Origin of the sequence: Arthrobacter sp. I3 (assembly GCF_000520575.1) — a bacterium.
Lineage (GTDB): Bacteria > Actinomycetota > Actinomycetes > Actinomycetales > Micrococcaceae > Arthrobacter > Arthrobacter humicola_A.
Genome location: NZ_KI914916.1, coordinates 27,059 through 39,287, shown reverse-complemented (window position 1 = coordinate 39,287; position 12,229 = coordinate 27,059). Strand labels below are relative to the sequence as shown.

Here is a 12,229-nt window from a genome sequence, read left to right as displayed (position 1 = left end):
GGCTGGCGGGCCGTTCGCGCGAACAGACAATGGAGTCCGCCCTCCTGCCGCCAGCTGGCATTTAACGGCAGTCCCGGCGTCGGACACTGCCGTCACCTGCAACCTGGAGCAAAGACCCGCAACAGAATGGCCCCGCCTCCCGGGCTGGATTCCAACCAGGAGGCGGGGCCGCTCCGTCGTAGTGGCTAGCTCGCCGTGGCCGCCCCAAGCGCGGCAGCCGGCTCGAGGCGCTCCACAGGGTGCGGCACGAAGCGGACGAACATCGCCTTGAAGCCCGGGGTGTTGGATTCCCGTGCCACGTTCTCCTTGTGGACCAGGGCGTTGGCCTCGGGGAAATACGCCGCAGCGCAGCCCTTGGCCGTCGGGTAGGCCACCAGGCGGAACTTGTCCGCCTGCCGGTCGTGACCCCGGAACGTGCTCACCACGTCCACCAGGTCCCGGTCCCGGAAACCAAGCTCTGCCAAGTCCTCCGGATGCACCAGGATTACCCTGCGTCCGTCCGAGATCCCGCGGTACCTGTCATCCACGCCGTAGAACGTGGTGTTGTACTGGTCGTGGCTGCGGATGGTCTGGAGGACCAGGTGGCCCTGGGGCGGGGTCAGGTACTCCAGCGGGCTGACGGTGAACCGTCCGCGGCCGATGTCTGTCTTGAAGGACCGGGTGTCCCGCGGCGGGTTGGGCAGTACGAAGCCGTTCTTGGTCCGGATCCGGGCGTTGAAGTCCTGGAAGCCCGGGATGACGCGGGAGATGTGGTCCCGGAGCACGTCGTAGTCCCCGGCCATGGCCTTCCAGTTGACCGGATGGTCCTCGCCGAACGTGGCGTCAGCCATCCGGGCGATGATCACCGGCTCCGCGAGCAGGTGCCCGGAGACCGGCTTCAGCCGGCCCTGCGTGGAGTGGACCACGGACATGGAGTCCTCCACGGAGAGGAACTGGGCGCCGCCCGGGTGCTTGTCGTCCCTGTCTGTCCGGCCCAGGGTGGGAAGGATGAGCGAGGTGCGCCCGTGCACGATGTGGGAGCGGTTGGGTTTGGTGGAGATGTGGACGGTCAGTCCGATCCGCTGCATCCCGGCTTCGAGGGTTTCGGTGTCGGAGCAGGCGAGGGAGAAGTTGCCGCCCATGGACACAAACACATCCACCTCGTTCCGCTCAAAGGCCTCCATGGCCTCCACGGCGTCGTAGCCGTGGCCGCGCGGAGACGTGATCCCGAATTCCTTGTCCAGGGCTTCGAGCAGCCATTCCTTGGGCTTCTCCCAGATGCCCATGGTCCGGTCACCCTGGACGTTGGAGTGCCCGCGGACCGGGCAGGCGCCGGCGCCGGGCTTGCCGAAGTTGCCCTGCAGGAGCAGGACGTTGACCATTTCCTTGATGGTGTCCACGGAGTGCGGCTGCTGCGTGACGCCGAGGGCCCAGCAGAAGATGGTGGCCTTGGACCGGATGAGCAGTCCGGCCACGTCCTCGATCTGGGCCCGGGCCAGGCCGGTGGCTGTCTCGGTCTCTTCCCAGTCCAGCTCCCGGCGGGCGTCGCGGTAGGCGTCGAAGCCGTCCGTCTGCGCCTCGACGAAAGTCCGGTCGACGACGGTGCCGGGTGCCCGATCTTCCTCCTCCAAGAGCAGGTGGCCCAAGGCCTGGAACAAAGCCAGGTCCCCGCCCACCTTGATCTGCAGGTATTCGTTGGCCAAAGGTGTGCCGTTGCCGAGCACGCCGGAGAGGGTCTGCGGGTCCTTGAAGTTGAACAGCCCGGCCTCGGGCAGCGGGTTCACCGCCACCACCTTGCCGCCGTTGTCCTTGCATTCCTTGAGCGCTGAGAGCATCCGGGGATGGTTGGTCCCGGGGTTCTGCCCCACGACGAAGATGAGTTCCGCGTCGTGGATATCGTCCAGGGACACGGTGCCCTTGCCGATCCCGATGGTCGGATTCAGCGCCGAGCCCGAGGACTCGTGGCACATGTTTGAGCAGTCCGGCAGGTTGTTGGTGCCCAGGGCCCGGGCGAACAGCTGGTACATGAACGCGGTCTCGTTGGCCGTGCGCCCGGAGGTGTAAAAGACGCAGCGGTCAGGGGTTGAAGCGCGGATGTGCTCCCCGATCAGACCGAACGCTTCGGCCCAGGAGATCGGCGAATAATGCGTGTCTTCTTCACGGATGACCACGGGCTCACTGAGCCGGCCCTGGTTGCCCAGCCAGTATTCCGTCTTCCCAGCCAGTTCGGCGATGGAATGCCGGGCCCAGAACTCCGCCCCGACCGTGCGCAGGGTGTTCTCCTCCGCCACCGCCTTGGCGCCGTTCTCGCAGAACTCGGCCGTTTTGCGCTTCTTATCCGATTCCGGCCACGCGCAGCCCGGGCAGTCGAACCCGCCGCGCTGGTTCAGCCGCAGCAGCGAGTGGGCCGTCCGGGATACTCCGGCCTGGGCCACGGCGCGCTCCAGCGCCACCATCACTGCCTTGACACCGGCTGCTTGCTTCTTCGGTGTGTGGACTTCCAGCTCGTCCTCGTTGATGTCCGCGACGGGAGCCGGCTGCCTGCCTAATTTCACAGCTTCACCTTGGCCAGCGTCTCCCGCTCCGCCCCGATTGTGGTGCTGTCGCCATGCCCGGTGCGGACCACGGTTTCGGGAGGGAGCGTCAGCAGCCGTTCCCGGATCGAGGAGAGGATGGTCGGGTAGTCGCTGTAGGACCTGCCGGTCGCCCCTGGGCCCCCGTTGAACAGAGTGTCGCCGGTGAACACCGTTCCCTCCCCCGCCAGCAGGAAGCAGGTGGATCCGGGTGAGTGGCCGGGGGTGTGGATGGCCCTCAGTGTCGCGCCTCCCACGCGGAAGACCTCGCCATCGGCAAGATCACGGTCCGGCTTGACGTCGGGATAAACCCTTTCCCAGAGCATCAGGTCATCGGGGTGCAGGTGGATGGGGGCATTCACCGCCGCTGCGACCTCGCGGGCCGCGCCGATGTGGTCGTTGTGCGCATGGGTGAGCAGGATGGCAAGGACCTTCCGGCCGCGGACCTGGTCGATGATTGCTGCTGCGTCGTGCGGGGAGTCGATGATCACGCATTCTTCGCGGTCGCCGACGATCCAGACGTTGTTGTCCACGTCCCAGGTGCCGCCGTCGAGCGAAAACGTCCCCGACGTCACCAGGCTATCGATGGTGACGCTCATGCGGGCTCCGCCACGGCCGCGAGATCGGCGGACGGCCGGATTTCAACCACGGAGCGCAGGACCTTGCCCTCGTGCATCTTGCCGAAGGCCTCTTCCACCTGGTCGATGGTGATGCGTTCGGTGACGAAGGCGTCCAGGTCCAGATTGCCGAGCTTGTAGTGCTGGACCAGCATCGGGAAGTCGCGGGACGGCAGGCAGTCTCCGTACCAGGAGGACTTCAGCGACCCGCCGCGGCCAAAGACATCCAGCAGCGGCAACTCGAGCAACATGTCCGGCGTCGGCACACCCACCAGCACCACGCGGCCGGCGAGGTCCCGGGCGTAGAACGCCTGCTTGTACGTTTCGGGGCGTCCCACCGCCTCGATCACGACGTCGGCACCGTTGCCGCCGGTCAGCGCCCGGATGGCTTCTATCGGGTCTTCCCTGCTGGAGTCCACGCCGTGGGTGGCGCCGAGGGACTTGGCCATTTCCACTTTGTTGGCGTCGATATCTACCGCGATGATCGTCGTCGCGCCGGCCAGCTTCGCGCCGGCGATCGCGGCGATGCCCACGCCGCCGCAGCCGATGACGGCGACGGATTCGCCGCGCTTGACCTCACCGGTATTGATGGCGGCGCCGATGCCGGCCATCACACCGCAGCCGAGCAGCCCGACAGCTGCGGGATCGGCGTCCTCGTCAACCTTGGTGCACTGCCCGGCCGCGACGAGCGTCTTCTCGGCGAAGGCCCCGATGCCGAGCGCGGGTGAGAGCTCCGTGCCGTCCTCAAGCGTCATCTTCTGCGTTGCATTGTGGGTGTTGAAGCAGTACTGCGGCTGGCCCTTGGCACAGGCACGGCACTCGCCACACACCGCGCGCCAGTTCAGGATCACGCGGTCCCCGGGAGCCACCTCGGTGACATCCGGGCCGACGGCGCTGACCACGCCGGTGGCCTCATGGCCCAGCAGGATGGGGAAATCATCGGTGATTCCGCCCTGCTTATAGTGGAGGTCCGTGTGGCAGACGCCGCAGGTCAGAATGTCCACAAGCGCCTCACCGGGTCCGGGATCCGGCACGAGGATGTTCTCGACCGAAACAGGGGCATTCTTTTCCTTGGCGATGACCGCCTTTACTTTGTGAACCATAGTTCCTGTGTTCCTTTCCTGAGTCCGCGAGGGACTCTTTTGCGGGACTCTTGGCGACGGACACGCGATGCCAATCTGGCCCAGCCGTTGCGGCCCGAAATCGTCTGCCCGTGCCCCCAAGCTCTTGTCCTGTGCTTGGACGGTGAGGGCACGTCCCCCACCTGCCATCGAATTGCGTATTACACAACACGATTCACATAGCGCGTACTTTGAAAATATGGCAGTCATCACACCGGGGTGTCAATAGATTCCCGCTGTGCGACCTTCGCGTACCTGCCGTGAAAGCTCTGCGGCGCGCAGAACTCCACGCAGATCCCTTTTGTACGCGCCAGCAACCTGGGCAAAAGGTGTCGGCTACATCGCTGCCCGCGTGCCAGAATCCTCACATGAGCAAGGAACGCAATGAACTGAAGAGCATCGGATACGAAATCTTCATCGGTATCCTTTCGATCCTGTCGATCGTCAATCTCGTACTCTTGTATGCCGCGCAGGACGAGTCGCTCGACACCGTACTGAAGGCGATGAACGCCCTGTTCAGCATTATCTTCGTCGCCGACTTCCTCTACCGGATCTTCACCGCACCATCGGCGGGCGCCTATTTCTTCAAGCACTTCGGCTGGGCCGACCTGTTGGCCAGTGTGCCTTTGGCGCAGTTCAAGATCCTGCGCGTCTTCCGGCTTGCCCGGGTGTACCGCCTGCTTCGCGATGTCGGCATCCAGACGGTCGGCCGCGCGCTGATCAAGGATCGGGCCGGCAGCTCCCTGTACATACTGCTGCTCATGGGCATTTTCGTGCTGGAATTCGGAAGCCTCACGATGCTCGGCGTCGAGCAGTACGCCCCAGGGGCCAACATCACAACCGCCTCGGACTCCCTCTGGTACACGATCGTCACGATCTCGACCGTCGGATACGGTGACCAATATCCGGTCACGGATGCGGGCCGCATGATCGGGACAGGCATCATCGTCGTCGGTGTCGGCATCTTCGGCACATTCACCGGCTATCTGGCCAACTTCTTCCTGGCTCCCAAGAAGGCTTCCGCACCGCCCGTCGATGCGGCTGACACGAGTGCCGCAACGGTCGAGGGGCTCCGCCAGCGCCTCGAAGAGTCCGAAGCCAAGCTGACCGAGATCAGAAAGCTGCTTGCCGGGCCAACCGGGTGAACGTTCGCGCCAGACCCGACGCCACGTGTGCCAGCGCCTCGTGACCCGGCGCTCTCTGACCCGGCGCCTCCATTGAAGGGGCGCTCATGGCGACGGGGGCGTGAACTGGCTGGCGGTAAACTCCGCTCCCTGGGGGTCCCGGATCAGTGCCGTGCGCGTCCACTCTGTCTCGCTTTGGCTAAGGACTTGGGCGCCGAGTCGCTTCGCATCAACCACCGTCCGGTCCCGGTCGGCAACGGTGAACGAGACGTGCCAGTGCGGCCGTTCGTCGGGGCCCGTTGGCGCGATCCAGGCGATCGCATCCTCGAAGCCAGGTGGAGGGGCCAGCACTGACTGCCTCGCCCTGATGCCCGGATCGATTGTCGCCTCAAGGTGATCACCGTAACCGGGCCTGCGGATCATCATCGCGAAGCCGAGGTCGTCGACTTGCCAGCCAAACACGTCCTCATAGAACTTGATGGCCGCGCCGGGGTTAGGCGTGTGGAGATCGCTGAAATTCCAGGACCCCGGCTGATTGGCCACCTGTGCCCCCAAGCGTCGCCTGGCTTGCCAGATGCGGATCCCGACGCCCCCCGGATCGGTCAACGCCGCACTGCGGCCGCCTTCTCCAGCGTCTGCGGCTGCCGACCGCACCGTAGCGCCGGCAGCGACCAGACGCTGCACTGCGGTATCCGCGTCCTCGACGGATATGTAGGTATTCCATGCCGCGGCACCCCGGGTGTCCGCCATCCCGGCGACGTCCTGGCCATCGAGCTTGGCAATCAAGTATCGGCCCGGCGCGCCCGCAGGCACAGCGTCCTCGAACGTCCAGCCAAAGAGGCCGGTATAGAACCCGGCGGCCGCCTCGACGTCGGGCTGCTCGGTGTCGATCCAACACGGGACGCCCTGAGGGTAGGTTCGCTGGGTCATGTCTCGCTCCCGTCCATGGACATAGCCTAGCGAGCAGGGGCCCGGTCCGGGCGCTCAACTTCTCTATTAAGTAGTCTTACTATGATTCTTTGACGGGTCTTTCGGACCCCGGTCTGGAAAGATCCGTTATGGGCCGAGCCGTTGCCTGGTCAGGCACATGCGGCCGCCCTCAACCAAAGGTGGGGTAGCAATGGTGCCAGGCTCAGAATCCGAAAAGAAACGCGGCGTCCTTTTCGACGTCGACGGGACCTTGATTGACTCCAGCTATTTCCACGCCCTTGCCTGGTGGCAGGCATTCCGACGGGAGGGGCTGGATATCCAGATCTCCGCCATCCACCGCTGCGTTGGCATGGGCGGCGACAAGCTGATCGAACACCTGGTTCCCGGGTGCACAAAGGACATGCAGGACGGCTTCAAATCAGCGCACGGCGCCGTGTTCTCCACCTACTGGCCTTCCCTGCGGCCCTTCGACTCTGCCCGGGACCTCCTTGCCGCATGCTCCGGCGCAGGGCTGGCCGTGGGCTTGGCATCATCGGCACAGGAGCGCGACCTGGACGTCGCCCGGCGCCTCCTCGACGCCGGCACGTCTATCGATGCGTGGACCAGTTCCAACGACGCCGCCGAGAGCAAGCCCGCTCCCGACATTCTGCTGGCGTGCCTGGACAAGCTTGAACTCAGCCCGGCGGACGTCGTGTTTGTTGGCGACGCCGTCTGGGACGTGCTGGCCGCCGCGGCAATCGGAGTTCCCGCCATTGCCCTGACCTGTGGCGGAATCAGCGAAGCCGAGCTGCGGGAGGCCGGTGCCGCAGAGGTCTACGACAATCCGCGGCACCTGTTGGAAAACCTTGAAAGCAGCGCGATTGGAAAGCTGAGCGCCTGATTACGGCACGCCTGGCCTCAAGGCGCCCGGAGCCTCCCGGCGCGGACTGCCCACCCAGGGCCCAAGTCAGCCAGCGGCGAATTGAACACAGCGTGGTCCGCTGAGTTGTGACGTGGCGGCCCGGCTCAGGGATTACTTCGTCGTTTGGCTGCGGCGAGTTCGCGTTCCAAGTGCCGGTTGGCCGCCTCCAGCTCGAGGACGACCCGGATCCCGGCAAGGTTGAGCCCGTCCTGAAGGAGCGCGCTGATCCTGCGAAGCGCTACCAAATCCTGTTCGCTGTACAGGCGGGTACCGCCGTCGGTCCGGCCCGGCTGCAACAGCCCCTTGCGTTCGTAGAGACGCAAATTCTGCTGTCCCATCCCCACGAGTTCGGCCGCCACAGAGATGGCATAGACGCCCGCGGCCCCGCCGGCTTCCGGCCCCATAGGATCCTCCTAAGACCTGTGAATTAACCTCTTGCACCAGTGTGGCACCGGTGTTATAAAAAATCTATCGCAGCCAGAATAGATAATCTGGCTGGGCAACGTCATACACGATCTGTAGGGAGTGAGATAGCCATGCTGATGCGCACCGACCCGTTTCGCGAGCTCGACCGGCTCACCCAGCAGGTCCTCGGCACGGCGGCCAGGCCCGCCGCGATGCTCATGGACGCTTGGCAAGACGGAGAGGACTTTGTCGTCGCCTTCGATCTGCCCGGGGTGGACGTCGACTCGGTGGACATCGACGTCGAACGCAACGTCCTGACGGTCCGCGCCGAACGGAAGAATCTGACAGACGACACCACGGAACTGATTGCGTCCGAGCGTCCCCGCGGCGTTTTCAGCCGCCAGATCATCCTCGGCGATGCCCTGGACACCGAGGCGGTGAAGGCCAGCTACGACGCGGGCGTGCTGTTGCTACGGATCCCCATCGCCGAAAAGGCAAAACCCCGCCGGATCCAGATCGAGACCAGTAGTGACCAGGCCCAGGAGATCAGCGCCTGACTGCCTCCACACTGACGCCGTCAGGAAAGCAGTCAGCCATGCAGGGAATTGAGCGACGGCGCCCAGCCCAGGCGGGGGCGTCGCGCACCGGGCAGAATTCTCACCACATCCCAGGCCGGATCCGGAACAACGAAGTCAGCCAAGCTGAAGCCGAGGGGCCGGCCACGAGCAACTGCAGGAAAGGAACTGACATGACCACCACCCACTTTGACAGGTTCCTTAGCGAAGCTCTCGCCACTGGCCGCGAGTCCGACACCGGATTGGGGAAGGACGAGCTCTACGGCCTCTACACGAGTTGGTGCCTGATAAACCAGGACCGGCCACAGCCCGCCCGGTCCCTCTGGGCGGCACTGAAGGAACACCGGATCAATCCTGCGGACAACCGCCTGACTATGACCGGACCGGCCGCTACGGATTACATCCTGGCGAGCGCGCCCAACCTGGCCTGATCCGGCACACCTCCCGGCGGGCGCAGGCCTCGCACCCACTCCAACTTGCGGCAGCAGGTCACAAGTGCGCCCGCCGGTGTGTTCGCGTCGTCCCCGGAATCATTACTTCTTGAAGGCGTCCTTGACCTTTTCGCCGGCCTGCTTCAGGTCAGCTTTGACTTGGTCCCCTTTGCCTTCGGCTTCCAGCGCCGGGTCGTTGGTAGCTTTGCCGGCCGCTTCTTTGCTCTTGCCACCGAGATTCTCGGCGGCGTTCTGGATCTTGTCTCCCGCTCCCATGATGGTCCTCCGATGGTTGCGCCGCGGGCCGGTCGCCAGCGGCGATACTAAAAGTTTAAGCACCCAGGGTTTGCAGCGCGAGATGCCGGGCATCGCGTGGGCGGATCACAGCCCAGGTGCTGCCGGCTCTTTGGGTGCTCACGGTTCCGGAATGCTCACGGCTTCGCGGCAGGCGCGAGTCTGGTCCGGCAAGTGTCCAGCAGCAATGTCTCCAGGGCCTGAATTTGGGCCGCCGCGCGGTTACCTAGCTGTTCCATGCGTTCCGGGTCGATGCGCTTGTCTTCACGTGACAGCACCCGGAGTGTCTTCCAGAGCAGCAGTTTTCCGGTCACGGCTGAGATCAGCGACTCAAGCTCAAGTTGGCCTTTGGCTCCCTCGATGGAATGCAGCGGGTTGAGCGGATCGAGGGCGGCAACCTGCGCCCCGGCCCAGGCGAGGGGCTTCTTGTAGGCAGGCATGCTCGAATGAAGTTGTTCGCAGATTTCCTCCAGCGCCCGTTTGTCTTCACTCACCTCGGCTGCCAGCCTGCCGACTTCGCCGGCACGGGACGTGTCCCGCCAGGACTTGGCGGCCTGCTCGAAGAGACGCTCCCCCGCGCTGGCGGCGGTCAGATGGCTGTGCAAGTATGCGGCCAGGGAATGGCTGGCAGCTGTATCTTCGGAATCGGCGCTCTTCTTCATCGCGATTTCCCCTCTGTGATCGGACTGATGGTCGTCTGCGGACCGGCTGTGTCCCCGGCATGGTCGGGGGATGTGCTGCGGGGTGTGGCATCGAAGCTGCGGATCCGGTCCACCACCGCAGTGGTGGACTGTTCAGGAACGTAGTCCAGGATCGCCACCCGGCCGCCATAGCGCTCCACGACGGAGGTTTCTGCCAGCATTTCGGGGCTGTAGTCGCCGCCCTTTGCGTAGATCTCCGGACGGATCCTCTTGAGCAGGGGAATGGGCGTGGGAGTGTCGAAAACTGTGACATAGTCCACGCAGCTAAGGGCGGCAATCACAGCGGCACGGTCTGTGATGGTGTTAATGGGCCGTCCGGGCCCCTTCAACCGGCTGACGGATTCGTCGCTGTTCAGAGCCACCACCAGGACATCGCCCAACTGTTTGGCTTGATTGAGGTAACGGGTGTGGCCGCGGTGCAGGACGTCGAAGCACCCGTTGGTGAGAACCACGCGGCGTCCCTCCTCACGGTGCCGGCGCACTTGCCGGGCGAGCTCGTCGGCGTCGAGGGCGGCGCCGGTGAACCCCTCAAGGTGACGGCTGAGATCCTCAGTACTGCACACCGAAGTTCCCGGACGGTGCACCGCAACGTCGGCGGCGGCCTGGGCAAGATCAACGCTGGTGGTCAGCGGCAGTGACGCCGCCCGGGCAACCGTTAGCGCGGCAACGAAAGTGTCGCCTGCGCCGGATGCTTGCGCCTCTTGGACGGGACGTGCCCAGGTCCGGTGGACTTCCCCGGATTTGGGCAACAGAACCGTCCCTTCGCGGTCCAGCGTCACAACCACCGCCTGCGCGCCGGCCGCTTCCAGCAGCTCGTTGCGGTGATCGACGACGGCGGCCGCCCGCTCGGGTCCGGCGGTGAGCTTAACGCCGAGCATGGCGGCAGCTTCCAGGGCGTTCGGGGTGGCCAGGTCCGGTTTCAGTCCGGCCCAGGCGCGTGGCTGATGTGCGTCCACGACCAGCAGAAGATTCGAGCGTCCCGGCAGCACGTCAAACAGGGCGCTCCGTACCGCTCCGCTAAGCGCCCCGGCTCCGTAGTCACACAGGACCACTGCGTCCTGGTCTTGCAGCAATTGAGGGATACATTGTGCCAGTCGGCTCAAGGCCTCCGCCGGGGTCTCACCTGCGACTTCGTCGAGCCGGAGCAGAATTTGGCCGCCGCTGCTGATCCGGATTTTGGTGGTTGTGGTCAGACCGGCCACCTGGTCCACGTAGGTGGCGTCCACGCCACTGTCCCCTAATTGGCGGAGCAGCTCGGCCGAGGCATCATCGCGCCCCGTTAGCCCTGCCAGTCGTACCTTGGCCCCGAGGGCGGTCAGGTTCATGGCGGTGTTGGCGGCGCCGCCCGGAGAGAATTTCCGCTGGCCGACTTCCACGACCGGGGCCGGCGCCTCACGACAGAGCCGGTCAATGGATCCCGACCACCAGCCGTCGAGCATCACATCGCCGATGACGGTGATGGAAGGCTCAGCCGCCGCCAGCCGTCGGGGCAGCCAGCCGGTCAGGCCGCGCTGGTCCGAGAGGCCGCCCCGGCGCTCGTCGCCATCCTGCGGGCGCGGGCGGGTCACGGCTTCACCCCGCAGAGTCTGATCTGCACGATCGCTGGCATGTTGTTCCTTTCCGGCGGCCCTGTGGTTCGAATGCAAACTGCCCCGTCACGGTCCGGGCGGGAGATCACTCCTACGTAGACCCATACCCTCGTGCCGGGGCATCTACACCCTGCAGCCACGGACAGTTTCACGTTCCCGAACATCCAGTGCCGGTCCGCGGAAACCGGACCATTGCTTGCGGGGCGAAATGTAGCCAAAGGTTGCGTCCGGGATTTATGGTGGCCCCACACATGTGCACCGGACGGACAGGACACGACGGGTGGCGGACCTCAGGGCGGAATTCGGCGGAGCTGACATAGCAGGCTGGGGCGTCGGGCCGGTGCTGGAAAAATTTCCGAAGGTCTCGCGGATCGCGGTCCTGCGGGGCGGCGGGCTGGGTGATCTGCTGTTTGCCCTGCCGGCAGTGTCGGCGCTCGTCGCGGCGTACCCCGGGGCAAGTGTCACGATGCTGGGGACCCCCGTCCACACTGAACTGCTGGGGGGCACCCTGGGGCCGGTCAGTGACGTCCGGGTGCTGCCCATAGTGGAAGGCTTGAGGCCCGGCAGGGAAGACCCCGCAGCGATCGACGCCTTCCTGGCCTCCATGCGGGACGAGGAGTTCGATCTCGCGGTTCAGCTTCATGGCGGCGGCCGCTACTCCAATCCGTTCCTCCTGCGCTTGGGGGCCCGCCACACCGTGGGAACGCGGACGGCCGACGCTGCGCCATTGGAGCGTAGCGTCCCCTACGCCTATTACCAGCACGAGCCGCTTCGGGGGCTGGAGGTGGCGGGACTGGCCGGCGCTCCCCCGGTTGACCTGGAAGCCAGGCTGCGGCCACAGGACCGGCACCTGTCCAAGGTCAAGGAATTCCTTGATCGCCTCCGCGACAGCCCGGCAACCCCTGTTGTGGCTGTCCATCCCGGCGCTATGGATCCCCGCCGTCGCTGGCCAGTGGAGAGGTTCGGCGAGGTGGCGGCGGCCTGCGCCG

The 12,229-nt window shown here is 65.2% G+C and carries 12 protein-coding genes and 1 pseudogene; 5 read left to right on the top strand and 8 right to left on the bottom strand.

Going from position 1 to position 12,229, the window contains the following annotated elements; translation table 11 throughout:
* Nucleotides 1-185: 185 nt before the first annotated feature.
* Genes Y706_RS0108165 through Y706_RS24325 form a run of 3 tightly spaced genes read right to left on the bottom strand, consistent with a single transcriptional unit; the run spans nt 186 to nt 4,272 of the window.
* Nucleotides 186-2,534, bottom strand: a complete 2,349-nt coding sequence (locus Y706_RS0108165; protein ID WP_028276212.1) for an FdhF/YdeP family oxidoreductase — start codon at nt 2,532-2,534, stop codon at nt 186-188.
* The gene (locus Y706_RS0108160; RefSeq protein WP_028276211.1) at nt 2,531-3,151 is read right to left on the bottom strand and encodes an MBL fold metallo-hydrolase; all 621 of its coding nucleotides are present in this window, start codon (nt 3,149-3,151) and stop codon (nt 2,531-2,533) included. The genes Y706_RS0108165 and Y706_RS0108160 overlap by 4 nt, the downstream gene beginning before the upstream one ends.
* A complete protein-coding gene (locus Y706_RS24325; RefSeq protein ID WP_043435460.1) occupies nt 3,148-4,272 on the bottom strand; it encodes an S-(hydroxymethyl)mycothiol dehydrogenase in 1,125 nt (374 codons plus the stop codon). The genes Y706_RS0108160 and Y706_RS24325 overlap by 4 nt, the downstream gene beginning before the upstream one ends.
* A 386-nt stretch (nt 4,273-4,658) precedes the next feature.
* Here Y706_RS24325 and Y706_RS0108150 point away from each other — a divergent pair, with 386 nt between their 5' ends.
* Nucleotides 4,659-5,435, top strand: a complete 777-nt coding sequence (locus tag Y706_RS0108150; RefSeq protein WP_028276210.1) for an ion transporter — start codon at nt 4,659-4,661, stop codon at nt 5,433-5,435.
* Between the two features lie 84 nt (nt 5,436-5,519).
* On the opposite strand, the gene Y706_RS0108145 is transcribed toward Y706_RS0108150, so the two are convergent.
* The gene (locus Y706_RS0108145) at nt 5,520-6,344 is read right to left on the bottom strand and encodes a VOC family protein (protein WP_028276209.1); all 825 of its coding nucleotides are present in this window, start codon (nt 6,342-6,344) and stop codon (nt 5,520-5,522) included.
* A gap of 190 nt (nt 6,345-6,534) precedes the next feature.
* Here Y706_RS0108145 and Y706_RS0108140 point away from each other — a divergent pair, with 190 nt between their 5' ends.
* Nucleotides 6,535-7,224: an HAD family hydrolase gene (locus tag Y706_RS0108140; RefSeq protein ID WP_028276208.1), complete on the top strand. Its 690-nt coding sequence runs from the start codon at nt 6,535-6,537 to the stop codon at nt 7,222-7,224.
* A gap of 125 nt (nt 7,225-7,349) precedes the next feature.
* Here the strand turns inward: Y706_RS0108140 and Y706_RS24320 are convergent, their stop codons facing one another.
* Complete coding sequence (locus tag Y706_RS24320) at nt 7,350-7,649, bottom strand: MerR family transcriptional regulator (RefSeq protein WP_043435458.1); 300 nt, start codon at nt 7,647-7,649, stop codon at nt 7,350-7,352.
* Nucleotides 7,650-7,781: 132 nt separating this feature from the next.
* On the opposite strand from Y706_RS24320, the gene Y706_RS0108130 reads away from it, so the two are divergent.
* Nucleotides 7,782-8,207, top strand: a complete 426-nt coding sequence (locus Y706_RS0108130; protein ID WP_028276207.1) for an Hsp20/alpha crystallin family protein — start codon at nt 7,782-7,784, stop codon at nt 8,205-8,207.
* 191 nt (nt 8,208-8,398) lie between these two features.
* Entirely contained in the window at nt 8,399-8,656 is a 258-nt protein-coding gene (locus Y706_RS0108125) for a hypothetical protein (protein ID WP_028276206.1), read from the top strand.
* A gap of 102 nt (nt 8,657-8,758) precedes the next feature.
* Here the strand turns inward: Y706_RS0108125 and Y706_RS24315 are convergent, their stop codons facing one another.
* From Y706_RS24315 to rfaE2, 3 genes are all read right to left on the bottom strand, one after another.
* Nucleotides 8,759-8,932: a CsbD family protein gene (locus Y706_RS24315; RefSeq protein ID WP_043435456.1), complete on the bottom strand. Its 174-nt coding sequence runs from the start codon at nt 8,930-8,932 to the stop codon at nt 8,759-8,761.
* Between the two features lie 155 nt (nt 8,933-9,087).
* Nucleotides 9,088-9,612, bottom strand: coding sequence for a hypothetical protein (locus Y706_RS0108115; RefSeq protein WP_028276205.1), 525 nt, complete (start codon nt 9,610-9,612; stop codon nt 9,088-9,090).
* Nucleotides 9,609-11,219: a D-glycero-beta-D-manno-heptose 1-phosphate adenylyltransferase gene (gene rfaE2 / locus Y706_RS24310; RefSeq protein WP_043435454.1), complete on the bottom strand. Its 1,611-nt coding sequence runs from the start codon at nt 11,217-11,219 to the stop codon at nt 9,609-9,611. Before rfaE2 ends, Y706_RS0108115 begins: the two co-directional genes overlap by 4 nt.
* 301 nt (nt 11,220-11,520) lie before the next feature.
* Between rfaE2 and Y706_RS30075 the strand changes: the two are divergent.
* Nucleotides 11,521-12,229, top strand: a pseudogene (locus Y706_RS30075) (glycosyltransferase family 9 protein); the annotation flags it as partial.